This window comes from Nostoc sp. (genome assembly GCF_036917975.1).
GTDB lineage: Bacteria > Cyanobacteriota > Cyanobacteriia > Cyanobacteriales > Nostocaceae > Nostoc.
This window is the reverse complement of record NZ_JBALEJ010000100.1, coordinates 79,664-105,519: the sequence shown is the minus strand read 5'-3', so window position 1 is coordinate 105,519 and position 25,856 is coordinate 79,664. Positions and strand designations below refer to the sequence as shown.

Sequence of the window (25,856 nt, the reverse complement as noted above, 5' to 3'; positions counted from 1 at the left end):
CAGAGTTCATATAACTTACATTATTCAAAGTTTCATCATGAACAAGTTGGTTGGTTTGGATGATTGTCCATGCCTAAAACTATCCTTTGTAACCTTTGGCGATCGCACAGTTTCAGTTGATGAATTGGGTGTAGCTGTGCAACTGCTCGCAAAAGCCAACACTCCAAATAAGAGAGCTAATTTTTTTGCCATTGCGTTCATTGACTTCACTGTTATCGGTAATTTTGAAAGTATGTTTATATCATTTCAAAAAAACTTGATATGTCAATAACAAGCATAGCACTATACATAAAAATTCATCAAAAAAAGTTGATGTATAGCAATTAGGGCAATAGTTTGTAGGGATGCACAGATGTACATTGGTGTCTAATACGGTTCGGTTAAGGTTTTTTGATGAAAATTTTAGATCGCTAAAAGATGCGATAAATCATCACAAAGACGCGATAAATCGCCGTCTCTACAAGTGTTTTGTTGCTCATTCTGAACTGTATTTCTTTAAAATCTCGTTTCCAGTCTGCCTCTGGCTGGACTGCTCCTGGCGGTTCTGCCGCCAGCAAAGGAGGCAGAGCCTTTAGGATGGCATTCCCAGTCGGAGACTGGGAACGAGACAATCACCCACTCGTACAAAATTCATACTGAATTCTGACTCCTGAGTTCTGAATTCTTTTTATAAACTTATTCCTAATCGCAGCAGGGACGCGCAGATGAAATTACCTGATTCTGGGTAAAATCTGCCAAATATTTCTCTAAAATACTGAATTGTGGCAAATTCAAACTGTAATAAATCCAGCGTCCTTCCTGACGAGAGGTAACTAAGCCAGCTTCTTTGAGGGTTTTCAGGTGAAAAGATAGTTTCGACTGACTTACTCCCAAGACTTCGCACAAATCACATACACATAATTCTCGCTGGCGTAGCAATTCCAGCACACTAATCCTGAGTGGTTCGGAAAGAGCATGAAAACCAGCAGCAATTAAATGAGGAATAGTAGTAGCTGAAGAAGTTGGCATCAATGATATTGATATTATAAGGATATGTTATCTCTATTGTGAACTAAAAACTATAGCTTAGGTGCGTAGACGCGTAGCGGTGAGGGGGTCGCAGTCTTCTCCCGGATTTCTCACGCATAGTGTAGGCAGAGGGGGAAGAGGAGTGTGGGGAGTGTGGGGGGTAAGACTTCTTCCCCATCCTCCCACACCTCCCACACCCCACTCCCTTTCATTTTTGATTTTGCATAACCATTATGTCTCCTACACCCAGTTGCAGAGCATAGAGGTTGGCATAAACACCTTGTTGATTGACAAGTTCGTTGTGAGTACCCTGCTCGACAATTTGTCCCTGCTGAATGACTAATACCTGATCTGCCTGAGTAACTGTACTGAGACGGTGGGCAATTACGAAACTGGTGCGACCTTGGAGCAAACGAGCGATCGCACTTTGCACTAGCGCTTCTGTGCGGGTATCGATGCTGCTAGTGGCTTCATCCAGAATCAGAATTCGGGGATTAATTAATACCGCACGAGCAATACTGATGAGTTGTCGCTGTCCTTGACTCAGAGGTGCGCCCCGTTCACCCAATTGAGTTGTATAACCCTGTGGTAGTGAGGTAATGAACTCATGTACATTTGCTAGTTGGGCAGCCGCTTCGATATCAGCTTGAGTGGCGTAAGGAACGCCAAAAGCTATATTTTCGGCAACGGTGCCGGTAAACAAAATATTGTCTTGCAGAACGATGCCAATTTGACGGCGCAGACTTGCTTGAGTCACACTACGCACATCAATATCATCAATTTTCACTGCACCGCCAGACACATCATAGAAGCGTAAAATCAAATTAATAATTGTACTTTTTCCTGAACCGGTTTGTCCTATTAATGCAACCATCTGCCCTGGATAGGCGTGCAAATTCACTCCTTTGAGAACCAGTTGATCTGGGTTGTAGCCAAACTTGACATTCTCAAATGTCACCTCACCTTGAATAGGCGGCATTTCTGTGGCATCGGCTGCATCTTTGAGTTCTGATGGTTCATCTAATAATAAAAAGATTCGCTCTAGTCCGGCGAAGGCAGATTGGGCTTGAGTATAAAACTGGCTGAGAATTTGAATCGGGCGGAAGAACTGCTGGACGTAAAGTAAAAAGGATGTCACCACACCGACAGTTGCAGCTCCCGTTACCGCTAGATAACCACCATAAGCTAGGACACCTGCGGTTGCTAGTGTGTTGAGAAAATCGATGGAGGGCAAAAAGGCCGAAGTAATTGCCACAGCCTCAACGTTGGCATCTCGATTGGCGGCGTTAAGGATGTCGAATTCTTCGATATTCATCTGTACGCGATTAAATGCTTGTGCTTCTCGCACACTGCCAATATCTTCTTCTAACTTGGCGGAAAGCTCCCCAATAGTTTGTCGAGTGATGCGAAATCTGGCTCTTGCCCAACGCGCAAATAAGCTTGTGGTAAAAATCATCAGTGGCACAACCAGATTACTCAACAAACCGAGTTGCAGGTTGATTGAGAGCATTGCAATCACAATGCCAACTAAACTGAAAGTGTTGCCTAGCATTTGAGCAACTGTCAATCCAAATGCCTGATTTACCGTGTTGACATCATTTAGCAAGCGGCTCATTAAATCGCCTGCTTCGCTGCGGTCAAAAAAGCTGAGTGGTAGACTTTGGATTTTCAGGAAAATATCTTGCCTCAGTTGAGCCAGCAATCGCTGCATAATCCAGCCGACTCGAACAATTTGACCCCGGATTGCTAAGACACCAAGTCCATAGTTCAGCCCTAATAGTCCTAATAATTGCAGTAGTCCCTGTAAATTACCTTGTGCAATCAGATGATCGATCGACCAACCGAGAAAGAATGGCCCAATTGCCTGGGTTATAGCACCAACTAATACTAATGTGATAGCGATGGGAATTTCTTTGCGATAGAGTAGCACATATTGCAAAAAGCGCCGCAGGGTGGAAAGTTTCTGACTCGTCTGCTCAGATGCAACAACAGGAATAGTGCCTCTCATAAAAATTTTGGATTTTGGATTTTGGATTTTGGATTAAAAGTCTTTATCAAAACAGAATTCAGGAGTCAGGAGTCAGGAGCGGAGCCGGAGACGCTCCGCCTCAGGTCAGAATTCAGTTGGGTATTCTGTATGAAGGGGAGATTTCAATGTGAGCGTTCAGTCGAATTCTGAATTCTTCTTCAATACAAGCCTGTGAGCAAAATTTAATGATGCTAATTGCGGATCATTTTTTCTCCTTTGGTTTGACCTGAGATTCCAAAATCACACCGTAGAGTGGGCTAGTTTGCATCAATTCTTCGTGAGTGCCTTGTGCTACCAATCGTCCTTTATCCATGAGAAAAATGCGATCGGCATTCTGGACGGTGCTAATGCGTTGAGCCACGACAAAGGTTGTACAAGCTTTTTGGTGCATTAAGCGATCTAGTTCGGCTTGAATTTGGGCAGCAGTTCTGGCATCCACAGCCGAGGTGCTATCGTCCAAAATCAGAATGCTGTAATCGGTTAACAAGGTACGAGCGATCGCAATTCGTTGTTTTTGTCCACCAGATAAACCTACACCTCGTTCACCCACAATCGTCTCGTAGCCATCGGGTAGACCGCTAATAAAATCGTGCATTTGGGCGGTTTTTGCAACTTCAATCACCTGTTCTAAGGTTGCATTGGGTTTGGCATAGGCAATATTTTCGCGGATTGTGCCAGAGAAGAGGGTGGTTTCTTGAAATACAATCCCAATACGCGATCTGAGGCTTTTGAGTGTGAAACTTGTTACATCTCGTCCGTCAATGCGAACTGCTCCCTTTGTGACATCGTAAAAGCGGGGAATCAAGTTCATAATTGTGCTTTTTCCCGAACCAGTCATGCCAAGAACGGCGATTAGCTCATTGGGCTTGGTTTCAAAGGATACTTCTTTGAGAGTTTCGGTTGTCGCTCCTGGATAGCGAAAGGAAACATTTTCAAAGGTAATTCTACCACCGCAGGTGTCAAAGGGGACAGCGCCGGGGCGATCGCGAATTTCTACTTCTGCATCTACAACTTCGTAGACACGTTCGGCGGAAGCAGCGGCTTGAGCGATCGCAGGTGCGGCAAATCCAATCAATAAAATCGGTTGGAGAATCAATGCTAGGTAGGAGTTAAACGCCACTAGTTCGCCAATGGAAAATCTACCCCCAATTACCTGCCCTCCTCCGTAGCCGAAAACTGCCAGTGTCACCACATTACTCAGCAAAAAAATCAATGGGAAGGTATTACGGATGGCGCTAATGGTCTTCATGTTCGCCTTGACTAGGCCATCATTCAGGGTTGTGTAACGCGACCTTTCCGTTGACTCCCGCACAAAGGCTTTCACTACCCGGATGCCTAGCAAGTTCTCTTGTAATACAGCATTGAGGTTGCTCAGTTGCTCTTGTACTTGCCGAAAAAGTTTGTTATTTTTGCTGATGAATCGCGCCATTAACCATGCGGCGATGGGCACTACTGTCAGGGTAATCAGTGCCAGTTGCCAATTCATCACCAACAAAACTACCGAAATACTTACCAATGTCACAATTGAACCGATAACCTGAATTAGGCTAGTGCCAACAAAGGTACGAATCTGCTCAATGTCGTTGGTGACACGGGTTAGGAGTTGGGAAGTCTGCGCCTGGTCATGAAAACTGAAACTGAGATTTTGAATTTTGCTGAAAATTTTGTTTCGCAGGTCATAGGCGACACCCTGAGATACTGCTTCTGCTAGATAGCTTTGTCCAAAGTTAAATACACCACGAGCGATCGCGGCTACTACCATCCAAGCGGCGCTGTATAGCACAATTTGGAGATTTTTTTGCGATATTCCCTCATCAATTCCCCAGCGAAATAGTTGTGGGGTGAGTGCGTTTGCGATCGTCAACAGCAACAGACTGACCAATGCTCCCAGTGAAGTCCATCGGTAAGTACTTAAACTTTTCAGCACGCGCTGGGTTGGCTGTATCAATGAAGTTTCCTGGAGTTCTGGTTGCTGAACCAATGGTATTCACCCCTGTATCTTTGGAAAATTATCGTACTTTGATTGTAAAAAAACAATTGGTCATTATGTAGAGTACCAAATGGGGGATTTTATAGATTAACCTTCTATTTTTGGTGGAAATTCTGAGTTTTGAGACAGTGGTATGGGAGAATACCTGTTTGGCAAGCATTGCGGCTCATCCATTTCCAGACCGAAGAAAACCAAAGAACAAAAATAATGGCTCAAAATTTTCATAGCAATTCCCAACTTACCTCAGATATCTCAACTACTATCAGTCGCACAGCCAAGCCAAGTTCTGAGTTCTACTCTCTTTTTTCTGAAGAAGAAGTTTTAGGAATCATTGATGCATTAGAAGTTAGACGAGAAATACCTCTCAAGTATTCTTATAAAGGCAGAGGTGCAAAAATTTGGGACGATTTTTATCTAAAATATGTTATTCCTAAATGGTATGGAAGAGCAAATGTAGAAATTGATCTTTTAAAGAGTAATTTTAAATATTTGAATAGCAATATTAAAACTGGCGAGAGAGTCAATATTGTAGACGTTGGTGCTGGAAATTCCTATCCTGTTAAAGAATTTATCCGCAGATTCAATAAATTAGGGAAAGTTAATAAATATATTGCCTTAGATATTAGTGATGAATTGCTTCAGGTATCCAGAAATAATTTAAAAAAATGGTTTCCCCTAGTCAATTTTATTAGTTCCACAATTGATATAGAAAATAGTTGTGTACCTAAAACTTTGTTTCAAAATCAAAATAGTCTTGAAATTGACGACACAGCAAAAATATTTTTACACTTAGGAGTTACCATTGGAAATCATCAAAATAGAGATGAGGTATTCAAAAATTTTAGAGATAGTATGGGAAAAAATGATTTTCTAGTGTTCACCAATGAAACTGGTTCTAACTCTACATGGGATGGAATATTTAGAGGCGGCTGCAAGTATCATGTAGAAGAAATATATGGATGGGTTAAAAATAAGATTGGGATTAAATCTGAAGATTGTGAACTAGTGAGAAAGTACGATCTAAAAACAGATAGTATAGTTGCTAATCTCAAACTCCGTCATCATCACACTATAAATTTTAGTCGGATAGGGATAGATAAAAAAATTGAAATCTCTGAAGGTGAAGAGATTACTATCTGGCGACACCACAAGTATGAAATACCTAAACTTTTGCAAGAAATAGAACGTTCTGGACTACAACTTATTCACTATACTACTGACAAATACAAATCACATATCATGGTGATTTGTAAGATTGCCAGTGAATAAGCTTTTCAATTAGACAAGACCTTGGACTATCTGTAGCTTGTTAAAAAAATTGACTTCTACAACGATAATTTACTAGTCTGTCCCATTAATTTTGTTGGGCTGCTAGATCCCCGACTTCTTGAAGAAGTCGGGGATCTGAACACCACTAACCTCTCAAAACTTTTGGGACAGACCACTACACCGTTGATAGTTTTTGACGCTAAGGGACTGACAAATAAAAAATATCCAATTAATTCTTGTGGGGTGGGCGTCTCGCCCGCCCAGTTTAGATGGCGGGCAAGATGCCCACCCCACAATATTGGATGATTTATAACTTAGATCCGATTATGCCAGCTGCTAGAATTTTCTAAGTCTTTTAGCGAAAATTTTTCTGATTCTTATCTAGAATTTTGAATTTTGAATTCGGAGCAAAGCGACGCGACTTAGCTTCTGTATCAATCAAACATACATCAAACGCGGTCTAGGTTCAGGAACCGGACGCCCTAAATCTTTAGCCGTTTCTATCCATTCCTGCACAACCAATTCTACATTCTGTAGGGCTTCCTGATAAGAATTGCCGTCAGCAGCACAGCCTGATAATTCTGGGACTTCAGCAATAAAGGCTTGATCTAATTCACTCCAATAGAGAATAATTTCATACCGAAACATCATTTTTAGTTCCTAGCTTATACTTAATAATCACTGCCCGGACTTGTTTAATTTGATAGCTTTTGGCTTTTCCTTTTTTGTGTTGTAGGTTCAATATTTCCTCAACATCGGCTTTGATAAAAATACGATGATCGCCACGAATCCGTTCCTCAAAGCCTAATGTATATAAAAGTTGCCACAGTTGGGCAAAAGGGATGTCTGTATCAGAAGTCCCAGAGAGAATTTTTTCTAAGAGTTTGTCTTGCTGAGTCACGTTTTTCTGACTGTCTTAATGTTTCTATAGTCTCATATTTATTTAAAATCAGGGTATACAAAAGCAAATCTATCATTTTACTCCTGAGCTAGACCATCCCTTATGACAATGGCTAGTCTAGTTATCAGGGCAAATTGTATGCTTGGATACTGCTCTAATAATTTACTTGATTTCAAAAAATACTAGTTGTTTGGATGTTACAGATGCTTTGTTGAAAGTGATGTTTTGCAATGAGTTTAATTTTGTGACATCAGTTTTACCTATTGTGGAGTGTATAATTTCTCTTGACGAATGACGCTCATTTACCATCCTTACTGGGGTTATCAGTCTTAATATTGGCTCAATTAATAGCTTGAATACTTTTCTACAATCCCTTAGCGTAGCGTTCCCTAGTAAAGGTATCACCAATTTATCAGTAATATAGACAACTACAGAGGGCAAATTGTTAAGATTGCTCATATCATAATGCTGAGGTATAAATCCGTCTCAAGCAACCTTAGTATGGAGTAAGAAATATTACACGATTATGAAAAACCAAATTATCGGCGCAGCAGCATTTTTAACCACTATTAGTTTGACAGTAACGGTACAAGCAGCAAACTCCGAACATGTTAGACAGTTATTAGCAACCAAACAATGTCAAAACTGCGATTTGACGAATGCAGGTTTAGTTCTGGCTGACTTATCTGGAGCAAATTTGAGCGGTGCTAATCTCACAGGTGCTAACCTCAGCCGTGCAAATTTGAGCGGCGCAGATTTACGGGGTGCAAACTTGAGTGGTGCGAGTTTATTTGGTGTTAACCTGAGCGAAGCTAAATTTAGTGGGGCAAATTTGACTGGTGCTGATTTGAGAAATACTTATTTAGCGAATGCAGAACTAAATGGTGCTTACCTGAATGGCGCTAACTTTCAGGGTGCAGTTGGGATACCATTACAAGTAGCTTCATCAGAAGAATTTTATGCTTGGGGTATAGCAGAAGGGCAAAAAGGCAACCAACAGCAAGCAATAAGTTATTTTGATCAAGCGATCGCTATTAAACCAGAATATGCAGGTGCTTATCTAGCTCGTGGTGTTGCTCGCTACCAAATACTAGATAGACAAGGTGCATTTCAAGATGCCCAAGTTGCTGAAAAATTGTTTACATCCCAAAAGAACAACACTGGTACGTTAACGGCCCAAGCTTTTATTAAAGAACTGCAAACACCAGTAAATGACAAGGTAAGTAGTGGTAGCCCCAGTTTCATGGACTTTTTTGGAGGTCTTGCCTCAGTCTTGCTTCAGTTCTTCCCTTTTTGAGGGGAATAATAACAATTCAAAATTCAAGCAGGATGCTCTCTATGAGACGCTGCGCGTAGCAAGATCCCCGCAGGGGTACGCAGGCTCTAAGCGTTGCTTGCCGTTGGCGTTCGCTAATAGCGTGTCGCAGACCATTGGTGTCAACTTAACGTGAAAGCAAGTCTAGAACTAGCTTTTAGATTGCCTCGTTCCCAGTCTCCGGCTGGGAATGCTCGTCGTTGAGGCTCCGCCTCCTTTACTGGCGGCTCTGCCGCCAAGAGCAGCATTTCCAGCCGGAGGCTGGAAACGAGGTTTTAAAGGAGTTTCAGCTTAAGTTCACACTCATGGTCGCAGACAAGCTTCTCGTTCGCGTTAGCGTCTCCGACAGGAGAAGGAGAAGAGAAGGCTTTACGCTGCGCTAACAATCTTTTTACTTTTTACTTCTTAAACTCTTCCGTCGCTAACCCTAGCACTAACGGGGGATTTAAACCTCGACTGAAAATAATCAACTTTTTGAAGTAGATAAATGTTGCTTTACCACATCTAGGCGTGAACAGTTCCAATAATCGATATGGGAGACAATCAAACCATCAGAATTAAGACCTAATTCACTCCAACCAGGAATAGAGATCCTTGGCTTCCAAGGGAGAGGAGTATTCCAACTGAGTGTCCACTCAGTTTTGATTGTGTCTCCTAAACGTTGAATATTATGTAAATCCATCTTGGGATTTAAAAACCAAGTTTGGATAAAATTAATCATTTCTTTATAACGTTTAACACCACGAAATTTATTCAGAGGATCTTGAAAATAAACGTCTGGAGCATAAATATTATAAGTTTGATTGACGGGGAATCTTTGATAGTCTTCTTTGAGAATTTCAATGATATCCATGATAGATAAATATATCTGTAAATTGGTTTAATATGAAAGCTGAAAAATGGAAATTAGCCCTCATTCCATAGACGTTCTAACTGACGCCGCCAAGCAGTTAAGACTTCTTCTCGCCCTTTTGCAGATGAGTCTATTTCGCCCATCATTCCTTCTGCGTAAAAGCGCTCTAAGGTTTGCATAGTAGCTTGCAGAGATTGTCCTTGCTGTTTTGCTGCCTGAATAATTTGCCGGATGCGGCTTTCAATTAGTCGATTAAAGACATTATCTAATCTGGCTTGATAGAGAGATGCAAGTCGGTTAATTGCATTGGACAAATCTGCACTGACTAAAGTGCCACTGTGATGTTGAAATACCCCCCAAATTACCCCTTCATGCAAAGCGTAACGTACTTCTTGAGTGTCATCGAAGTTAGCTTCTAGGAACTGTTCTAAAAATGGCTGGGCTTCTTGGATGGGCACAATAGGCAGTAAAACTCGCAGCCAAGTATTATCTTCGGAAAGCAGCACCAACAGCCGAAAAGTAGAAGTATCTACTTGCCACGATCCAGGAGCAATGACTACAACAGCCGATGTGCCAAATAATTCTGTGAGCGTACCCGCAATTTCTTCAGGTGTCATAAGGCTTTATTTATATATAGCCTCTAGATTAGCGCAGAGGTGCATCAGCTTATTCAATCGCTCCCATTAGTTTTAATGCTACGCGCTGTGCTGACGTTAACCCTGTTACACCTGTGATATTCAGCCCTGCACACAGTTTATAGCTAATGGTCTTAATATTAAAAATTATTATAGAATATTTTGCTATTAAATACGGTAAATTGACCGATTTATAGTAAATAATAGTGAAGATGCTGGTTACTTAATTAAATTATTACTTCAAGTAGTGAAGTATCAAATTGTAACTACATAAATCAATTCATCGTTCATTTAGCAAAGACATACACCATGACAAATGATGTGATTCAACAACAAATTGAATATTATCGCGCCAGAGCTAATGAATACGATCAGTGGTTTTATCGAACTGATCGTTATGATCGTGGTAAAGAACTCAATCAAAGCTGGTTTGATGAATTAGCTATCGTCAGAACCGCCTTACACCAAATTAAGCCAGTCGAACACATCTTAGAACTCGCCTGTGGTACAGGAATCTGGACACAAGAACTTTTACAAATTGGTCAGCAAATTACAGTGATCGATGCTGTTTCTGAAGTCATTGAGATTCATCAACAAAAACTTCAATCTCCCAAAGTTAATTATCAGCAATGGGATTTATTCTCTTGGGAACCCTATCAGCAATACGATTTAGTGTTTTTTTCTTTCTGGCTCTCTCACGTTCCTCCGATAAGACTCAATTCTTTTCTCCAGAAAGTTTCTCGCTCTGTTCGCCCTGGAGGTGAGATATTTATCATGGATTCTCGCTTTGAACCAACCTCTACTGCAAAAGACCATATTCTTAAGAACGACGAAAGTATTTATAAGGTTCGTAAATTAAATGATGGTCATAAATTTCAGATCGTCAAGATTTTCTATGAACCAGATGAATTGGATAATGAATTGGTGAGCGCTCACTTCAAAGCCGAAGTGAAAATAACAGAAAACTACTTTATTTATACTTACGGTAAGAAGATTACATGACTTTTTACAGATATAGAAAAGGGAAAGGGGTTCAATACTTTTCCCTTCTGCCAGCCACGACCGAGCAAGAAAGATATAAGTCGAATAGGTAGGTGTGCGCCCCCACGAATGAATGTATTCCACTGAATTGAAATATGTGATTTAAATGATCGAATTGCTCAAAAACACGATGCCGATCGCACATAAAGCGAAGCCAGCAATGCTCATTTTCCAAGGTAAAGTTCGGTTGATTTCTCCCATACCCATTGCCACACCAATTTCTCTAGCACTCATGGCAACTGCAAATAGAGTTAAGGTAATGCCTAGTATATATGCAACTACTGGTATTATTTCTGCACCAACAATAGATTCAGCATTCGCGTAACCCTGAAATAAACCAGCACTAATACTTACCAGAGCAAGCACCAGAAAGTTTAGTTGATTTGGCATCATCAACATAGTACCAAAAACAATGGTAGAGATAGCGATGGCTGCGCCAACGCTTTCAGCGAACGCTATTTCTGTGCCTGGTAAATTTAGCTGTAATAAATGAATTACAATGCCCAAAACTGTTGCGAAGATAAAACATCCAGCGATCGCAGCGCCACGAACAAACACTGATGAGAGTAAGCCAATCGCAACAATACCAACTAAACAATTTAAGCTAATTACTGGATCTGCCAATCCCCAGAGAAAGCCTTCCCAGCCGTTAGAGATGCTATGGTCAACTGGTGTACCATTCAAGGAACTCAGTAAGCTAATTAAAATTAAAGCTGCGATCGCCCCAATATGGCGAGGCATTAACTTCGAGGTATAAAGTTCCTTTGAAACAGAGGATTCTGATAATTTAGTCTTGAACATCACTATAGGCCAAATTAGTTTTTTCGGTAATTTATACTACCCATATACTCCAAAAAACTAACGTAATAAAAAAAGTATTAGGCGAATATAATTCCCTACTACACAAAACTTAGTCCACCTTTCCTGCGGAACGCTACGCGAACGTGGACTAAGAGAAAATTAAGGATTTTTAACCCACGGAGGTGGGTTTTGTTTATGTAGCCGCGACTTCCAGTCGCCCGATGAATAATAAATATAGACTTTTCAAACAGACTTAATCGGAATCGGAATCTCAATGATGAACTCTGTGCCTTGAAGCGGTGTAGAAATACACTTGATTTGACCACCATGTTTGTTAATAATTTGGTAGCTAATCGACATTCCTAAACCTATACCTGAACCAACAGGTTTAGTTGTAAAGAACGGATCAAAAATTTTTTGCTTTACTGTTTCTGTCATACCGCAACCATTATCGGCAATCCGAATTATCACTTTATTCGTGTCTAAAACCTCAGTGCAAATGCGAATATGGGGATTGTTATTTATCGGTTGTTGGTTGTCAGTTGTTTTTACATTGACCGCTAACAAATTGCAACCAATGATTGATTCTCTCAAAGTATCAATAGAATTATTCAGGATATTCATAAATGCTTGATTGAGTTGTCCAGCATAGCACTCAACTTTAGGCAAATTACCGTATTCTTTTATCACTTGAATATCTGGCTGATTTCCTTCACCTTCCAAGCGATTTTGCAAAATTAAGAGAGTGCTATCAAGACCTTCGTGGATATCAACTGCTTTTTTTCCTGCTTCATCTAACCGTGAGAAGTTACGCAAGGATAAGACTATGTTGGAAATGCGCTGAGTTCCCATATTCATGGAAGATAAGATTTTTGGTAAGTCTTCTTTAATAAAATCAAGTTCAATTTCTTCGATATAAGCTTTAATTTCTGATAGTAAATTGCAATCGCATTTCTGATAAAGCGTAATCAAATTGAGTAAATTTTTAATATATTCATTAATAATAACGATATTACCGTCAATAAAATTCACAGGATTATTAATTTCATGGGCAATACCGGCAACTAATTGCCCCAATGAAGACATCTTTTCAGTTTGAATGAGTTGAGCTTGCGTATTTTCAAGTTCCTTTAAGGTCAGTTTGAGTTGGCAGTTAGCTGCTTCTAGTTGTGCAGGACTCGGTAAAGCTAGAGCTTGGGGAATGATGGGTAACAGTGCGATCGCTGTATATAGTGAGATAATAGCCGTAATAAGCTTGATGAAGCTGGATAACCAGTAAGTTGGATGCCAAAGCGTCCATACATCCATTACATGGGTTGTACCACAAGAGACGATAAAAGCTCCAAATAATAAAAGTATCAATTTGAAGGGGAAATCCTTTCGCTTGTGGACAAAGTAAATCAGGATGATGGGGATAGAATAATACACCAAAGCAATCAGAGAATCTGAGATGATATTTAGCCACACTAAATTCGGCTTCCAGAGATAACAATGTCCATGTGGAATGAATGAACTCTCAGTCAAAAAGTTTTGCAAAAGTTCCAGCATACACCGCCAAACCAGGTAATTTGTCAACTATTAAATGACAAATTATACACGCTGGATAACAAATTGTCCTTAATGTTAAAGGCTGTACTAGTAGAAGAAGGCAAAAGTAAAAAGGCAAAAGTAAAAAGAAAGAATGTTTATTTTGTAAGCTTTATGGCTATTTTAAACTACCCATTCCAAATTAATGAAACGCTTAGGCTGTAGGCTGTATTCATTTAAAATTTAAAATTTAAAATTTTTAATGAACTTTGGGGGTTTAAGTCCCCAGCAATACAGGCAGCCCGTTTTGGGTCGGGGTCTAAATCCCCGTCCCAAAACGTAATTGCGAATTGCGTTAGCGCAGCGTTAGCGAGTCTTCGAGCGTCATTGCGAATTGCGAATTGTTTTAATTCCGCCTTGCGATAGGGAGCATCCCAAATGTGCAAGTTATATCAAACTCAGGTTACAAATTGTCATTGGGTTCTCCGAAGGAGTACGCAATGATAAACATGTTCTTGCAAAATTGGGATGCTCCCTTGCGATATTAGTGCAGTAATTCTTCAACTTGATGTTGGCTCCACAAAGTTCTGTATAAACCTTGCTGTTTTACAAGTTCTAAATGATTGCCTATCTGTACAATTTTTCCCTTTTCCATCACAAAAATTCGGTCAGCAATTGCTGCTGCTGATAATTGATGCGTGATAAAAATTACTGTTTTGCGTTTAGTATCATCGGAGAGGTTTTTGAGGATTTGCGTGGCTGTTTGATTATCTACACTAGAGAGGGCATCATCCAAAATTAACACTGGAGCATTGACCAGCATCGCCCTAGCTAAAGCAGTACGTTGTCGTTGACCGCCAGAAAGAGTAATACCGCGTTCACCAACAATAGTTTCATATTTCTGGGGAAAATTGTAAATTTCTGATTCAATTTGGGCAAGTTTAGCAACAGATTCTACCTGCTCTTGTTCGCTAACTGGATCGCCGTAGCGGATATTATTTTTGATTGTAGTACTAAATAGAAAGCTATCTTGAGGAACGTAGGCGATCGCACCTCGTAAATCTGCCAAAGCAATCTTAGTAATATCCACCCCATCTAAAAACAATTGTCCTGATTCAATATCTAACAAGCGGGGCAAAGCATTGGCCAAAGTTGATTTCCCTGAACCAATTGACCCAACAATAGCGACAGTTTCTCCAGCCGCAATGGTAAAGTTCACATTTGCTAAAGCTGGAGTAGTTGAACCAGGGTAATTGTAAGTGAGATTTTTCGCTGTCAGTTCCCCTTTCAGTTCAGCCACCGGCAGATGTATGGCATCGGCTGCATCTTTAATTTTCGGTGTGACAGAAAGAATAGATTCCAGTCTATCAATACTAACTTCACCCCGTTGGTAGGCAGTAATTGTGAATCCTAAAATAGCCGTGGGGAAGGCCAAACGCTCTACATAAATTAACAGTGCTAAAAAGTCGCCAACCTCAAGCGTCCCAGAAGACATCCGCGCTGTCCCTAGCCAGATGATGATCAGTGAACTGATATTAGCTAGGCCCCCAATTAGCGGAAACAATGTATTTCGGATTTTTGCTAGTTCTAGATTAGCAGTCAATAGCTGCTGATTTTTCTTGGCAAAAGCTCGACGCTCGTTTGCTTCTTGGGCATAGATTTTAATTAAGGCAATGCCACTGATATCCTCCTGAATGAGTTCGCTGATGTCAGAGAGTTGCTCTTGGACTGTTGCTTGTTGTTTACGTAAGCGAGTGCTAAACAGACTCACCAACAAGAACATAAAAGGGTACACTGCCAGGGAGGCTAGTGTGAGATCCACACTAATCGCCAGCATGACTGGCAGTGTCAGGGCATAAGCAAAGGCTGTATTTGCTAAACTCAAGACTGCAAAACCCAACAACCGCTTGATATTGTCTACATCACTGGTAGCCCGACTAATCAAATCGCCAGCAGTATTACTAGCAAAATAAGCAGGCTCCAGCTTGAGCAAGTGTTCAAAAATCCGTTGTTTCAGGTCAAATTCCACTTGACGCCCCACCCCAAATAGCCAAATGCGTGATGCCATTCGCATTAGCCACATTGCCGAACTAAGTAAGACAATGATTACTACATAATGTAATATTTGGTTCCAGTTGAAGGTTGTTGAGAGCTTGTCAACACCAGCACGAATTAACCAAGGGATATAAACGCCCAGTGCATTGACAGACAACAAAGCGAGAATGCCTAAGGATGCCTCCTGCCAATGGGGTCGTAAGTAAGCACTGAGTTTAGCGAGTCGTCGAGATTTTGCCATTAAAGCAATTTTGCAACTTTATCATCCTAGATTAACTGCTAGTCCAAGAAGGCAGCTATGTAGGGGATTGGGAAAGAATGGGGTCTGAATCCCTATTTAAATTTTCTCAATCCCCAAGTCTTTAGTTTAATGAAACCCTTGCAAATTCGTAATTCCGAATTCTGAGTAGCGTTACTAAAGCGTGACATTGGGGCCTTTTTAGTATTTCTTTTTTACTTTATGACCGCTGAACACGCAAGAACCTATAAATTTCAACGAGATAACTTTCCCAAGTTCTGGTTGTCAATTGCAACGTTTCTGCATTTGGTACAAAGTCTTCAAGTCGTAAACCCCGTGTGCGAATATCTTGAGGACTTCCTTGTAGTAGGTAGGGAGGCACTTTCAAATTATAAGAAAGAATGCTATCCCCCATCACATCTGAGATGTTCGCTCTGGTGCTTGGTTGCCCTAACGCCACTAGTGTCCCAGATGTTGGTGCAGCAGTTGCTACATAATTTTGACCTGCCATTGCTCCTAGAGGTGCGCGATAAAGGAAATAGGCGACTGCTGGTGTACTTGATAACAGCAAAATCGTCAGTGCCCAACCAAGCAAAACTCCTCCTGGTTTCTCTATCCCACCTCCTTTGATTTTCTGAGCAGCAAAAATCATCAGTAAAACAGAGGCTCCTAGAGGCTTAAGTGGAAAAGACAGCATCCTCCATAACGACGCCACAGCTGGTTCACTGGGGTTAAGAAATGATAGGGCTACGATTACCAACATAACGACTAAGATTAATCGCCCAACAAAAGTTCCAGAGGGATAAAATCGCTGGAACAGAGAATATACGATAGTGCCAATCAGCAGCCACAGCAGTACCCGGCTTAGCAATAGAAACATAGATTAACTCTCAAATTTTCTGGTGCGGTGAGCCAGTGTGGTGATGAGGCAGCCCGCTTTGTTCGGGGTTTCCACGACGCTAGTTCTTCAACGGGGGAAACCCCGGTAATGAACGTAGTGGCTCCCCAACTGGGACTGCCGTGCATGATTTCCCTGGATAAAACAACTGGCGACTTCTTAGCCATAGCAACGCTAGCAGCGTCACCCGCAAAGGTCAACCTAGAGGTTTCGGGAAATGGATTTATTTGATTGTCAAATTGTAATCGCACTGTTTGACTTAAAATATCTCAAACCTCACACCCAAAGACTACCGTCGTAGTGATTTTAGTGCAATTTTTTGACACTGCGTCCATTATTTATAATTTTCCAGAAGAGTAATCTGGTACCGGTAAACTAAATTAATTGAATAACCCACTCAAAAGGAAAAACTATGTCGCCTGGAAAGCCTACCATTTTAGTAACGGGGGGAGCTGGATATATTGGTTCTCATACGGTGCTTGCTTTGAAGCAAGCGGGTTATAACGTTGTCATCCTTGATAATCTGGTCTATGGGCATCGCGACCTGGTAGAAAGGGTTTTACAGGTAGAACTGATCGTAGGGGATACAGGCGATCGCGCCTTGCTCGATCGCCTATTTAAAACCCACGATATTGCCGCTGTGATGCATTTTTCTGCTTATGCCTACGTAGGAGAATCGGTAACTGACCCGGCGAAATATTACAACAATAACGTTCTTGGTACTTTGACCTTGTTAGAAGCGATGCTGACGGCATCTGTAAAGAAATTTGTCTTTTCTTCTACCTGTGCCACCTACGGCGTACCAGAATTCGTGCCCATTCCCGAAAACCATCCCCAAAATCCGATTAATCCATACGGTGCTACAAAGCTGATGGTAGAGCGGATTCTCTCTGATTTTGATGTCGCTTACGGTTTGCAATCAGTGCGTTTCCGCTATTTTAATGCTGCTGGTGCTAATCCCAATGGCTTACTCGGCGAGGATCATAATCCAGAAACCCATTTGATTCCTTTGGTGCTGATGACAGCTTTAGGCAAACGAAAATCGATCTCAATTTTCGGCACTGATTACCCCACGCCTGATGGTACTTGTATTCGTGATTATATTCATGTTAACGATTTAGCAGATGCCCATATTTTGGGATTGGAATATTTATTAAAAGGTCGTGATAGCGAAGTTTTTAATTTAGGTAATGGTAGCGGTTTCTCTGTTAAAGAAGTCATTACCGCCGCCGAAGAGGTGACAGGAATTTCCATACCAGTAGAAGAACGCGATCGCCGCCCTGGCGATCCCCCAATTCTCATTGGCACCAGTGAGAAAGCCAGAACAATCTTAGGCTGGAAACCGAAGTATCCATCAATCCAAGATATTGTTGCTCATGCGTGGCAGTGGCATCAAAAGCGACACAAGTAGACTTGATGACCAAATAATTATTAATTCATAAATAGAGAATGGGTACAAACCCTCCACTGAATTTTTGATTTAGTGGTCTTCAATCAGTGGATAGTTCAAGAGCTACCACTGATTGAAATTATGAATTATCTTGATATTTAGCGGATACGATAGCTGCATATTCAGAAATTAAAGCTCTTAACGATTATCCTGCTTATAACTATGGAACCAACAACAGAACAGTTGAGAGCATTTTATAGTAGATGTGTGAGAGCAAGTAATATGTTTCAACCGATCAACGTGGTGCGATTGGACGAAAGAACAAAACGCATATACATTTTGATTGGGGACACAATACAAATAGAGATATATCCAAATGGTGAGGTGACGTTTCCATGACTAAACCTGATTATCAAGTTATGTCAGATGATGAATTAAGAGATTGGGTCAGATATCACCCAGAGGACACCGAGGCATTCCATATTTTAATGGACAGATTAGACCAGCGACCAAAAGTTATTACTCGCACTGATGAAGAATTTGAAACCGAGTTACAACGGCGTATTAGCCAAGCTAGTTGACACTAACTTGGGAACTTACTTTTATCGTTAAGTCTCAAAAGGCTTGCTCACAAAGGATTTTAGATAAAGCACAGCACATAGGGTACAGTAATTGAAATTGGGTGCTAAAGGTGACAAATCATGTTGGACTGGTGGGAGAAAAATTTTGCTACTTGTGAATTAGGCGATTACCTACGGTAGGCTTCGCCAACGCCGATCGAATGAGGGTGCAATGTCAATTGGCTACGCTATAAGTCATAGAAATAGATTGTCCAGAAGGTGAAACTCCTGTAGAATGGATGTTATTGACAACAGAAGCAGTCACCGATGCAACTATTGCTGCTACAATTCTGCGTTGGTATTCTTACCGTTGGCGAGTAGAGGAATATCATAAAATTTTAAAATCGGGGTGTCAAGTTGAACGATACAGACTTGCTGCCGATGGTATGAAGGCAATACTATTGGTTTTTGAGTATAATTGCTGTTGAACTGTTGCAGCTGACTTATTTACCGAAAAATTGGGTCTAGAGCTACGTGCTTCACGCAATACTTTAAAGTAATGAGTAATGAGTGGATGAAAAATGGGTATTTACTCATTACTTATTACTTATTACTCATTACTCCAGAATCCCCGACCGTTCACTGCGGTGAGGATGTCAACAGAGTACGGTGGGTTTAAGTCCCCCGGTTCTCTTCACCGGCAAGTTTTGGGTCGGGGTCTAAATCCCCGTCCCAAAACGTAATTGCGAATTGCGAATTGTTTTAATCTTCACTCCTGGCATAACTTTCAGACCACAGCGAATTCATACAATTTTTGTATATAATTAGACGATTTTACTGAGGTTATTGAACTTTTAGAGAGGTGAAGCTAAAAATAAGTATCTAGCTAATTTTATGGCTGGAATAGAAGTTTCAAAGGATTAATTAGGTTTACCCATAATCGTAAAAGCTGCCCAGTAGTAAGGATGGTTATAAAGAATTTTATCTGATGCCATTTTACTATTTCTATATAGTTGTGTTGCTAAATAAGTTTGAATTCTTACTTCCTCTGGATGCAGATTATTCAAAATATCTTCATACCATTTTGTCAAATCTCCAGCAGTTAGTTCTTTCAGCCATTGTGTTGCTTCCGCTAAAGCAGTAACGGCTGATTTATTTGGCTGTAATCGTCGGTAAAATTCGATCATCACCAAAGCACTAGCCGACGATTCTACACTCCAGAGAGTACTCACTACATGAGGTACGCCCTGACTGACAAAACCACTCGCTAAACTCACGTATTCGCTGCTGATAGTGTGATTGTTAGTAATTAAATTTTCACAGTCAGAGAGGGTAATAAGGTTGTAACTTGCGATATTTTGTTGGTAGATTTCATCTAGTATAAGTCTATCTTCACCTGCTAATGCTAATTCTGACTTTTTCGGTTCAACTAAATTATTAGTGACATGACCCGTAAAATGTAAGATGTTGTAATTCTCAGATAAAGCATTTACGACAAGGTTTTTTGTAGCTTCCGCTCCCTGAATTCGTTGGATATTATTGAACATCTGACTAACAATTTCAGATTCAAGTTTGGCAAATTTAAGCGGCGGGTAAGCTGTACTTTCAGGATGTTCAATACTGAGCAATAACTTATTTTGCCACTGCCAAATATCCTCAGTTCTGATTGATAAACCTATTTGGGCAGTGGGTAAATAGGTGACGGTGAAATTTGATTCCACATTCGGTAATTCTTCGCTATTTTCAGAAGAGAGATGGAAAAGTGTATGAATGGGCAATCTGTATAAGTCACGGTGAGGAATTAAAACCAGTTGGGTGATGCCTTCGAGTTCCTGGGCAATTGTGGAAATATTCAGGATTTCATACAGTTGCAACAGCTTTTCTTCCATCTCACCTCGCCAAGGATGGTGGCTTTTACTTTCTTTATCTTGGGCTGTGCTGCGATATTCTTGGTATTGTTGATGCCAATCTTCTAGCCAAGTTTCAAATTCAATTAGGCGTTGTACTGCTTCGGGTAGGGGCAATTCATTTAGACGAATAGCATCTTCTCCTAAAGATAGCCCCCCAACGTCTTGCATTGGTGTAAAGAGCAGAATCGGTGATGGCGCTTGATCTTTGAGGATAAAAGTCTGTAGGGCAACTGGACTAATATGCCAGTAAATAATTGCTGTTGTGGGATTAAATAGTTGTTGAATTGCCTCATAATAAGGCGAATAAATATGATCATTCCAGCCAGAAAGTAGCCAGTTTAAGCAAGTATTTTTGCCTTGTTCGGCAATTTCCCAAGCTTCTACTAAATCACCAGACTCGACGGCTAAATCTACTGCTAATTGATCGAAGCCTGCAAATTTCAAAGCTAGTTGTTTTTTACTTTCGTCTGAGCGAGTTTCTTCACTCAGTAATTGTCCCAATAAATCTCTACCGCGTTGCAGTAATTCTGGAATTTGTGTGGTTTGTCCCAAGCCCATCAGCACTTTGCTTAGAGATTGCAAAACCTCTAGATGCAGCTGGGGAAAATATTCTAGCGTGAGGGTTAGTAGCGCCTGATGGTATTCAGACGCGGCTTTGCGCCAATAATCGCGGGGATTGGGATGTTTTTTGCCTTGGTCGTAGTAAGTATTAGCGATCGCAAAATGCAATCTACCCCAACCTTCTGGATGGGTATCTGTCCGCAGATGCTTTAAACCTTCCTCGTAGCTGGCTAATTTTCCTTCGTAGCCGCCCTGTAGTAAGGCGGGATTTGTCGCTGTGATCCTACTCGATAAATTCCGCAATTCGTCAGAGTTCACTAAATTACCGATCGCAGTTCCCCGACCAATCCAAGCTTCCCAATAATCTTGTTTAATTTGCAAAGCGTTGTCATAACAAGCGATCGCTTCGGCAAATTGTTCTAAATAAAATAGTGCTACTGCCTGATTATACCAAGCTAGGTGGAAGTCGGGTTTTATGGCGATCGCTTGCTGATAGGAGGCGATCGCTTCTTCTCTACGTCCTAAGTTGTCTAATGCTATACCCCTGTTGTACCAAGCTAAGTAGAAATCGGCTTGAACTGAAAGGGCTTTATCCCAGGAAGCGATCGCTTCTGACCATCTTCCCAAATTAAACAGCACTACACCCCTATCTATCCAAACTTCGTGGTACTCTGGGTTAATTTCTATAGCTCTGTCGTAAGATATAATCGCCTCGGCAAATTGTTCGCTGACAGCTAGGGCGATGCCTCGGTGATACCAGTTTTCCTGATCTTCTGGTTCCAGATTCAGGGCTTGGTCATAACTAGCAATAGCTTCTGGTAGCCAACCTAATTTCAGCAGTGCCAAACCCTTACTAGCCCAAGCTTCTTGGTAGTCTGCTTTGATTTCTATAGCTTTATCAAAAGAAGCGATCGCTTCTTCAAAATATCCTAATTCACCGAGAGTTCCACCCCGGTTATACCAAGCTTTGTAGAAATCTGGCTTCAGTTCTATGGCGGTTTCATAAGAAGCGATCGCTTCATCAAAACGTTCTAAATGGAACAGCGTCAAGCCTCGGTTAAACCAATATTCTGAGAATCCTGGTTGCATTTCAATGGCTTGGTCATAGGATGCGATCGCGCCTAACAAATCACCTGTTTTCGCTTGTTGAAGACCTTGGTAAAACCACCCTTGAGCGTGGATAATCGGATTATCACCATGTCGCTCAATACTAGCAGAGGAATTACTACTTTGAACTGCCAAATCCGAAGCAAGTTGCTGGACTAAATTGGTACTTTGATCCAACCTTACCCACAACTCATCTAAGGTATTAGCTACATTTGGCTCTAAATTCGTTAAAGTGTTATCCCAGCTTTCCACCGAGGAAGACGTTGCTAAATCAGTCCTTTGCCTAGTGGAAAGGAGATTTGCTGGTGTTGTAATTTGAACAACTTCTTCATCGCCGAACCTTAGTTGGGCTAAGGAAGTGATTGAATCTTCCAGTGGGGGGAGAGGAACATTTTCAGGTATTGCGGTTTGGGCGTTTTCCCCTTCATACTCCAATACCAGTTCCTCTAAATTTTCCGGTAATCTTTCCTCAAAAGAGACATTTTGGGGTGCTGACGTGATTGGTTCAACATCTGGCAGATCATATTCCCATAACTGTTCACCTAAGCTACGGATTAGCTCTTGTCCAGGGGAACTTGGGATAATAATTTCTTCATTTGTCGCGATCTCTACAAATTCTGTCTCATCATACTCCCATAACTGTTCGCCTAAATCGCGGATCAGTTCTTGCCCAGGAGTTATTTCTACAAACTCTGGCTGATCATACTCCCATAACTGTTCGCCCAAATCGCCGATCAGTTCTTGCCCAGGAGTTATTTCTCCGTCATCTTGTGGCTGATTGTCCTGATACTGTATTTCTGTGGGTAAATTTTGCATTAGCCGAATGCCAATGTCATAAGCAACATCTCCAATTCTGCCAACACCAAGTTCCCCTAATTGCACCATCTGTGTTGCTAAAAGAGGATTTGGTGTAGGTGAAGCTAGTAAGCTTTCACCAAACATCACCAACCAATCTATCCAGCGTTCAGCCGGAACGCGATTTTCAACCCGTTGCAGATACCTCAATGCCCACTGTCGTCCTCGTGCTTGATGCACGCCATCTAACAATTGGATAAACAATTGTTCCAGATCCGCATTGGTTAGTTCTGGTAGCATTCCCACCAGATTGCGTCTTCTCACACCCTTGAGAGAAGTAGTCTGTTTACTTGCAATGAGGCGCTTTAAAAACCTTTTAAGCGACTGCGATATCCGCCTGAGCATCTGCCACACTCTTGGATTTTGTTTTTCTAGATTGTAGCCATCGTTGTGTTAAAAAAATCATCAATTACGTAAAAATCCATTAGATTCGCACAGCGCTTCCGTAGCAGGTTAGCAAAAAATATACAAATCTTCAAGAGCATAGCATTACAACGTTACAATTCCCAGATTTAACTTTTGAGTTTTAACCCTGCCAATTTTAGATTTTAGATTTTAGATTCTTTATGGTTCATGCCTAACTAACGTCCCACTCGCGCTTTCAACCTTCGGAGGTTACACAAATCCAGAATCCAAAATCTTCTAGCTTCATCAGTTTATCAATGGGGTCAATCCAAAATTTAAAATCCAAAATCCAAAATCTCTTGACTCTGCCATTAATTTTCTGTTGGCTCTGTAGTTGATTCACCACCGGGATATAATTTGCTAATCAATGCCTGGACAAGCACTTGTGGGTCATCTGTTTCAACGGCAAGCTGTTGAGCAATCTGCTGGCGTAAGTTTTCATCCTCCTGTAACATCACAAACAACTCTTCTAGGGTGACAGTTTGGTATTCTCCCTCCGGGGGGTTCTCTGGCGTATCTGCTAACTCTGATACTGGGGTGGTTGGCTCAGAGGACAAATTTATGCTAGTGGTATCTGGCCCGGCATATTCCCAAATGGGTTCGCCGGGATTGCGTGTCAACAACTGCATCCCAATACTATAGGCAACATCTCCGATTTCTGGGATGTCCAATTCACCCAGTTGCACTAACCGCGCAGCCATTTCATTGTTGGGTGTAGGTGATGCAAGCAATCTGTCGCCAAAGCGCCCTAACCACTCAACCCAGTCTTCAGTTGGGATACGATGTTCAATATTATGCAGCCACTTTCGCGCCCATGCTTCGCCTCGTGCTTGATGAACTCCTTGCAACAGTTCGTTAAAGAGAAATTCCAGATCCGTATCGCTTAGGGGTGGCGCTGGTTCCTTTTCCACATTCCCCCTAGATTTGGAGGCAGTCTGTTTTCCACCAAACAAGCTCTGAAAAAGCTTTTTGAACCATTGAAATAGCCGCTTGAGCATCTGCTGCACCATCGAATATTGCTTATCCTAAGATTGTAGCGATCGCACTGGACTATGGCGTTAGTTCAGTCAATAAAACGTATAGAGGGGATTGGGGATTGGGCACTGGGGATTGGGGATTGGGGATTGGGGATTGGGGATTGGGCACTGGGGATTGGGGATTGGGCGTTGGGCACTGGGCATTGGGGAGGGGAATAATAACTCCTAACTCCTAACTCCTAACTCCTAACTCCTAACTCCTAACTCCTAACTCCTAACTCCTAACTCCTAACTCCTAACTCCTAACTCCTAACTCAGCACTCAGCACTCTTATTCCATCCATTATGATTGGAAATTTTTCTTCAGGTATGTTTAACTCCTGAAAACATTTATCTCTATATCTTTCTTTTTCAGTAAAATTAGTGATGGCTTTAACTAATGGCTTTTTTACTTCGTAGCTTTCTTCAGCTTTAGCGATCGCACGTGCGGGTATTTCGTTATTTACACGCAATATTGCTAAGTCAATCAAATCTCTAGATTGTGTACTTGAATCGTTCCATCGGTCAGCATTAGCCATTAGTTTTGATGTAAATCTATCGCTTATACTCAGACAAGGTATTTTTGTCCATTCTGGATAAACAGGAGGGTCTAAAGTAAAAATCCCATTGGCCACAATTTCTGCTTTAATACTTGTTTCCTTGACTACAACAGGGAAACGAATACCATATTGATTTATTGTAGCATCACCTAATTCGATATCTGTTGTACTTTGAAATAATGCTACAATTCCTTCGTCGTAAATCAAATTTCTTAAATACTTGTAATTTTCAGTTCCATAAGGGCAGAGAAAATCAATATCTTTACTAAGCCGGTATTCATCATACTCTAACGCCAAGAGTGTACCACCGCCAAAGTATGCAGAAGCTTTTTTGAAAACTTCTGGATTGAAAGCATTAAGGATTTTCAGGATATTCTTGTGGTGTTCGAGATGGAACATTTCAAAATCTGGTAATATCCAAGAGTTATATTTTTTTGCTAAATAATGGACAAAATCCTTCTCTTCTTGTTTTAAATTGTTGAAGGTAGTTTGATAATGCCAATTGCGTTGATACAATTGAACCATTTCTTTCTCACTCATTTGATATACATTTTTTATCTGCCAACCAATAGATTCTAGAAATGGTAGCTTTTGTGGATTGAGCATCACATTAATTTTGAAATTTTATCTTGTTGTCATAGTCAACAATTAAAAGAGCAAGGATGAATGACAGCGATCGCTCTCCTCAATGCGCCTATTATGCCAATACTATTCAGTTAAAGCAAGAGACGCGATGAATGAATCGCCGTCAAGATAAAAGACTGATTCTTGTATAGACGGCGATTTATCGCGTCTTTGTGAATGATTTATACTCGCTGTATTAGACATCTCCGAAAAAGAATGTAGAGACGTAGCAGTGCTACGTCTCTACAAGGGTTATGGGTAACGCATATTTAATTTCTGGAGATGTCTATTCTAAAAAACAGGCGATCG

Annotated in this window: 23 protein-coding genes and 1 pseudogene; 9 read left to right on the top strand and 15 right to left on the bottom strand. The window is 41.1% G+C overall.

Going from position 1 to position 25,856, the window contains the following annotated elements; translation table 11 throughout:
- Window positions 1–37: 37 nt before the first annotated feature.
- Window positions 38–271, top strand: a complete 234-nt coding sequence (locus V7K76_RS31740) for a hypothetical protein (protein ID WP_334951506.1) — start codon at window positions 38–40, stop codon at window positions 269–271.
- Between the two features lie 139 nt (window positions 272–410).
- On the opposite strand, the gene V7K76_RS31735 is transcribed toward V7K76_RS31740, so the two are convergent.
- The 4 genes from V7K76_RS31735 to V7K76_RS31720 all read right to left on the bottom strand — a co-directional run bounded on the left by V7K76_RS31735 (window position 411) and on the right by V7K76_RS31720 (window position 5,018).
- Window positions 411–611 (bottom strand): hypothetical protein, encoded by a 201-nt coding sequence (locus V7K76_RS31735; RefSeq protein WP_334779161.1) that lies wholly within the window; start codon window positions 609–611, stop codon window positions 411–413.
- A gap of 70 nt (window positions 612–681) precedes the next feature.
- Window positions 682–1,008 (bottom strand): ArsR/SmtB family transcription factor, encoded by a 327-nt coding sequence (locus V7K76_RS31730; RefSeq protein ID WP_334951509.1) that lies wholly within the window; start codon window positions 1,006–1,008, stop codon window positions 682–684.
- Window positions 1,009–1,216: 208 nt separating this feature from the next.
- Window positions 1,217–3,016, bottom strand: coding sequence for an ABC transporter ATP-binding protein (locus tag V7K76_RS31725; protein WP_334779158.1), 1,800 nt, complete (start codon window positions 3,014–3,016; stop codon window positions 1,217–1,219).
- A 223-nt stretch (window positions 3,017–3,239) separates the two neighbouring features.
- On the bottom strand, window positions 3,240–5,018 hold the full coding sequence (locus V7K76_RS31720; RefSeq protein ID WP_335030378.1) for an ABC transporter ATP-binding protein: 1,779 nt from the start codon (window positions 5,016–5,018) through the stop codon (window positions 3,240–3,242).
- A gap of 216 nt (window positions 5,019–5,234) precedes the next feature.
- Here V7K76_RS31720 and V7K76_RS31715 point away from each other — a divergent pair, with 216 nt between their 5' ends.
- A complete protein-coding gene (locus V7K76_RS31715) occupies window positions 5,235–6,296 on the top strand; it encodes an L-histidine N(alpha)-methyltransferase (protein WP_334779156.1) in 1,062 nt (353 codons plus the stop codon).
- 438 nt (window positions 6,297–6,734) lie between these two features.
- Here V7K76_RS31715 and V7K76_RS31710 read toward each other — a convergent pair whose 3' ends face one another.
- Complete coding sequence (locus V7K76_RS31710) at window positions 6,735–6,947, bottom strand: type II toxin-antitoxin system HicB family antitoxin (protein ID WP_334779155.1); 213 nt, start codon at window positions 6,945–6,947, stop codon at window positions 6,735–6,737.
- Window positions 6,931–7,197: a type II toxin-antitoxin system HicA family toxin gene (locus tag V7K76_RS31705; protein WP_334779154.1), complete on the bottom strand. Its 267-nt coding sequence runs from the start codon at window positions 7,195–7,197 to the stop codon at window positions 6,931–6,933. The genes V7K76_RS31710 and V7K76_RS31705 overlap by 17 nt, the downstream gene beginning before the upstream one ends.
- A 526-nt stretch (window positions 7,198–7,723) precedes the next feature.
- Between V7K76_RS31705 and V7K76_RS31700 the strand changes: the two genes are divergently transcribed.
- The gene (locus V7K76_RS31700) at window positions 7,724–8,494 is read left to right on the top strand and encodes a pentapeptide repeat-containing protein (RefSeq protein ID WP_334779153.1); all 771 of its coding nucleotides are present in this window, start codon (window positions 7,724–7,726) and stop codon (window positions 8,492–8,494) included.
- Window positions 8,495–8,978: 484 nt separating this feature from the next.
- Here the strand turns inward: V7K76_RS31700 and V7K76_RS31695 are convergent, their stop codons facing one another.
- Together V7K76_RS31695 and V7K76_RS31690 are read right to left on the bottom strand one after the other, a co-directional pair.
- Entirely contained in the window at window positions 8,979–9,365 is a 387-nt protein-coding gene (locus tag V7K76_RS31695) for a DUF2358 domain-containing protein (RefSeq protein ID WP_335030377.1), read from the bottom strand.
- Window positions 9,366–9,418: 53 nt separating this feature from the next.
- Complete coding sequence (locus V7K76_RS31690; protein WP_334779151.1) at window positions 9,419–9,982, bottom strand: leucine zipper domain-containing protein; 564 nt, start codon at window positions 9,980–9,982, stop codon at window positions 9,419–9,421.
- Window positions 9,983–10,309: 327 nt separating this feature from the next.
- Here V7K76_RS31690 and V7K76_RS31685 point away from each other — a divergent pair, with 327 nt between their 5' ends.
- On the top strand, window positions 10,310–11,002 hold the full coding sequence (locus tag V7K76_RS31685; RefSeq protein WP_335030375.1) for a class I SAM-dependent methyltransferase: 693 nt from the start codon (window positions 10,310–10,312) through the stop codon (window positions 11,000–11,002).
- A 141-nt stretch (window positions 11,003–11,143) separates the two neighbouring features.
- Here V7K76_RS31685 and V7K76_RS31680 read toward each other — a convergent pair whose 3' ends face one another.
- The 4 genes from V7K76_RS31680 to V7K76_RS31665 all read right to left on the bottom strand — a co-directional run bounded on the left by V7K76_RS31680 (window position 11,144) and on the right by V7K76_RS31665 (window position 16,542).
- Window positions 11,144–11,782, bottom strand: coding sequence for a HupE/UreJ family protein (locus tag V7K76_RS31680; RefSeq protein ID WP_335030374.1), 639 nt, complete (start codon window positions 11,780–11,782; stop codon window positions 11,144–11,146).
- 303 nt (window positions 11,783–12,085) lie between these two features.
- Window positions 12,086–13,390, bottom strand: coding sequence for a sensor histidine kinase (locus V7K76_RS31675; RefSeq protein ID WP_334779146.1), 1,305 nt, complete (start codon window positions 13,388–13,390; stop codon window positions 12,086–12,088).
- A 523-nt stretch (window positions 13,391–13,913) separates the two neighbouring features.
- Window positions 13,914–15,665 carry an ABC transporter ATP-binding protein gene (locus V7K76_RS31670; RefSeq protein WP_334779144.1) on the bottom strand — a complete coding sequence of 584 codons (1,752 nt, stop codon included), beginning with the start codon at window positions 15,663–15,665 and terminating at the stop codon, window positions 13,914–13,916.
- A gap of 217 nt (window positions 15,666–15,882) precedes the next feature.
- A complete protein-coding gene (locus V7K76_RS31665) occupies window positions 15,883–16,542 on the bottom strand; it encodes a hypothetical protein (protein WP_334779143.1) in 660 nt (219 codons plus the stop codon).
- Window positions 16,543–16,569: 27 nt separating this feature from the next.
- Between V7K76_RS31665 and V7K76_RS31660 the strand changes: the two genes are divergently transcribed.
- The 5 genes and pseudogenes from V7K76_RS31660 to V7K76_RS31645 all read left to right on the top strand — a co-directional run.
- Window positions 16,570–16,791 (top strand): hypothetical protein, encoded by a 222-nt coding sequence (locus V7K76_RS31660; protein WP_334779142.1) that lies wholly within the window; start codon window positions 16,570–16,572, stop codon window positions 16,789–16,791.
- A gap of 181 nt (window positions 16,792–16,972) precedes the next feature.
- A complete protein-coding gene (gene galE, locus V7K76_RS31655) occupies window positions 16,973–17,971 on the top strand; it encodes a UDP-glucose 4-epimerase GalE (RefSeq protein ID WP_334779141.1) in 999 nt (332 codons plus the stop codon).
- Between the two features lie 201 nt (window positions 17,972–18,172).
- Window positions 18,173–18,349, top strand: a complete 177-nt coding sequence (locus V7K76_RS34755) for a DUF6888 family protein (protein ID WP_442936196.1) — start codon at window positions 18,173–18,175, stop codon at window positions 18,347–18,349.
- Window positions 18,346–18,531 (top strand): DUF6887 family protein, encoded by a 186-nt coding sequence (locus tag V7K76_RS31650; RefSeq protein ID WP_334779140.1) that lies wholly within the window; start codon window positions 18,346–18,348, stop codon window positions 18,529–18,531. The genes V7K76_RS34755 and V7K76_RS31650 overlap by 4 nt, the downstream gene beginning before the upstream one ends.
- 239 nt (window positions 18,532–18,770) lie before the next feature.
- Window positions 18,771–19,026: pseudogene (locus V7K76_RS31645) on the top strand (transposase); the annotation flags it as partial.
- A gap of 404 nt (window positions 19,027–19,430) precedes the next feature.
- On the opposite strand, the gene V7K76_RS31640 reads toward V7K76_RS31645, so the two are convergent.
- From V7K76_RS31640 to V7K76_RS31630, 3 genes are all read right to left on the bottom strand, one after another.
- Window positions 19,431–23,288, bottom strand: coding sequence for a CHAT domain-containing protein (locus V7K76_RS31640; protein ID WP_334777306.1), 3,858 nt, complete (start codon window positions 23,286–23,288; stop codon window positions 19,431–19,433).
- Window positions 23,289–23,659: 371 nt separating this feature from the next.
- Window positions 23,660–24,358, bottom strand: a complete 699-nt coding sequence (locus tag V7K76_RS31635; protein WP_334777304.1) for a hypothetical protein — start codon at window positions 24,356–24,358, stop codon at window positions 23,660–23,662.
- A 262-nt stretch (window positions 24,359–24,620) separates the two neighbouring features.
- Window positions 24,621–25,529: a nucleotidyl transferase AbiEii/AbiGii toxin family protein gene (locus V7K76_RS31630; protein ID WP_334777303.1), complete on the bottom strand. Its 909-nt coding sequence runs from the start codon at window positions 25,527–25,529 to the stop codon at window positions 24,621–24,623.
- Window positions 25,530–25,856 lie beyond the last annotated feature (327 nt).

What these genes read in the sequence shown, in the direction of transcription:
- V7K76_RS31690 (WP_334779151.1), bottom strand. Translation starts at nt 9,982, where the DNA reads ATGACACCTGAAGAAATTGCGGGTACGCTCACAGAATTATTTGGCACA.
- V7K76_RS31700 (WP_334779153.1), top strand. Translation starts at nt 7,724, where the DNA reads ATGAAAAACCAAATTATCGGCGCAGCAGCATTTTTAACCACTATTAGT.
- V7K76_RS31640 (WP_334777306.1), bottom strand. Translation starts at nt 23,288, where the DNA reads ATGCTCAGGCGGATATCGCAGTCGCTTAAAAGGTTTTTAAAGCGCCTC.
- V7K76_RS31695 (WP_335030377.1), bottom strand. Translation starts at nt 9,365, where the DNA reads ATGGATATCATTGAAATTCTCAAAGAAGACTATCAAAGATTCCCCGTC.
- V7K76_RS34755 (WP_442936196.1), top strand. Translation starts at nt 18,173, where the DNA reads ATGGAACCAACAACAGAACAGTTGAGAGCATTTTATAGTAGATGTGTG.
- V7K76_RS31680 (WP_335030374.1), bottom strand. Translation starts at nt 11,782, where the DNA reads ATGCCTCGCCATATTGGGGCGATCGCAGCTTTAATTTTAATTAGCTTA.
- V7K76_RS31740 (WP_334951506.1), top strand. Translation starts at nt 38, where the DNA reads ATGAACAAGTTGGTTGGTTTGGATGATTGTCCATGCCTAAAACTATCC.
- galE (WP_334779141.1), top strand. Translation starts at nt 16,973, where the DNA reads ATGTCGCCTGGAAAGCCTACCATTTTAGTAACGGGGGGAGCTGGATAT.
- V7K76_RS31630 (WP_334777303.1), bottom strand. Translation starts at nt 25,529, where the DNA reads ATGCTCAATCCACAAAAGCTACCATTTCTAGAATCTATTGGTTGGCAG.
- V7K76_RS31710 (WP_334779155.1), bottom strand. Translation starts at nt 6,947, where the DNA reads ATGATGTTTCGGTATGAAATTATTCTCTATTGGAGTGAATTAGATCAA.
- V7K76_RS31635 (WP_334777304.1), bottom strand. Translation starts at nt 24,358, where the DNA reads ATGGTGCAGCAGATGCTCAAGCGGCTATTTCAATGGTTCAAAAAGCTT.
- V7K76_RS31685 (WP_335030375.1), top strand. Translation starts at nt 10,310, where the DNA reads ATGACAAATGATGTGATTCAACAACAAATTGAATATTATCGCGCCAGA.
- V7K76_RS31650 (WP_334779140.1), top strand. Translation starts at nt 18,346, where the DNA reads ATGACTAAACCTGATTATCAAGTTATGTCAGATGATGAATTAAGAGAT.
- V7K76_RS31665 (WP_334779143.1), bottom strand. Translation starts at nt 16,542, where the DNA reads ATGTTTCTATTGCTAAGCCGGGTACTGCTGTGGCTGCTGATTGGCACT.
- V7K76_RS31725 (WP_334779158.1), bottom strand. Translation starts at nt 3,016, where the DNA reads ATGAGAGGCACTATTCCTGTTGTTGCATCTGAGCAGACGAGTCAGAAA.
- V7K76_RS31730 (WP_334951509.1), bottom strand. Translation starts at nt 1,008, where the DNA reads ATGCCAACTTCTTCAGCTACTACTATTCCTCATTTAATTGCTGCTGGT.
- V7K76_RS31715 (WP_334779156.1), top strand. Translation starts at nt 5,235, where the DNA reads ATGGCTCAAAATTTTCATAGCAATTCCCAACTTACCTCAGATATCTCA.
- V7K76_RS31675 (WP_334779146.1), bottom strand. Translation starts at nt 13,390, where the DNA reads ATGCTGGAACTTTTGCAAAACTTTTTGACTGAGAGTTCATTCATTCCA.
- V7K76_RS31670 (WP_334779144.1), bottom strand. Translation starts at nt 15,665, where the DNA reads ATGGCAAAATCTCGACGACTCGCTAAACTCAGTGCTTACTTACGACCC.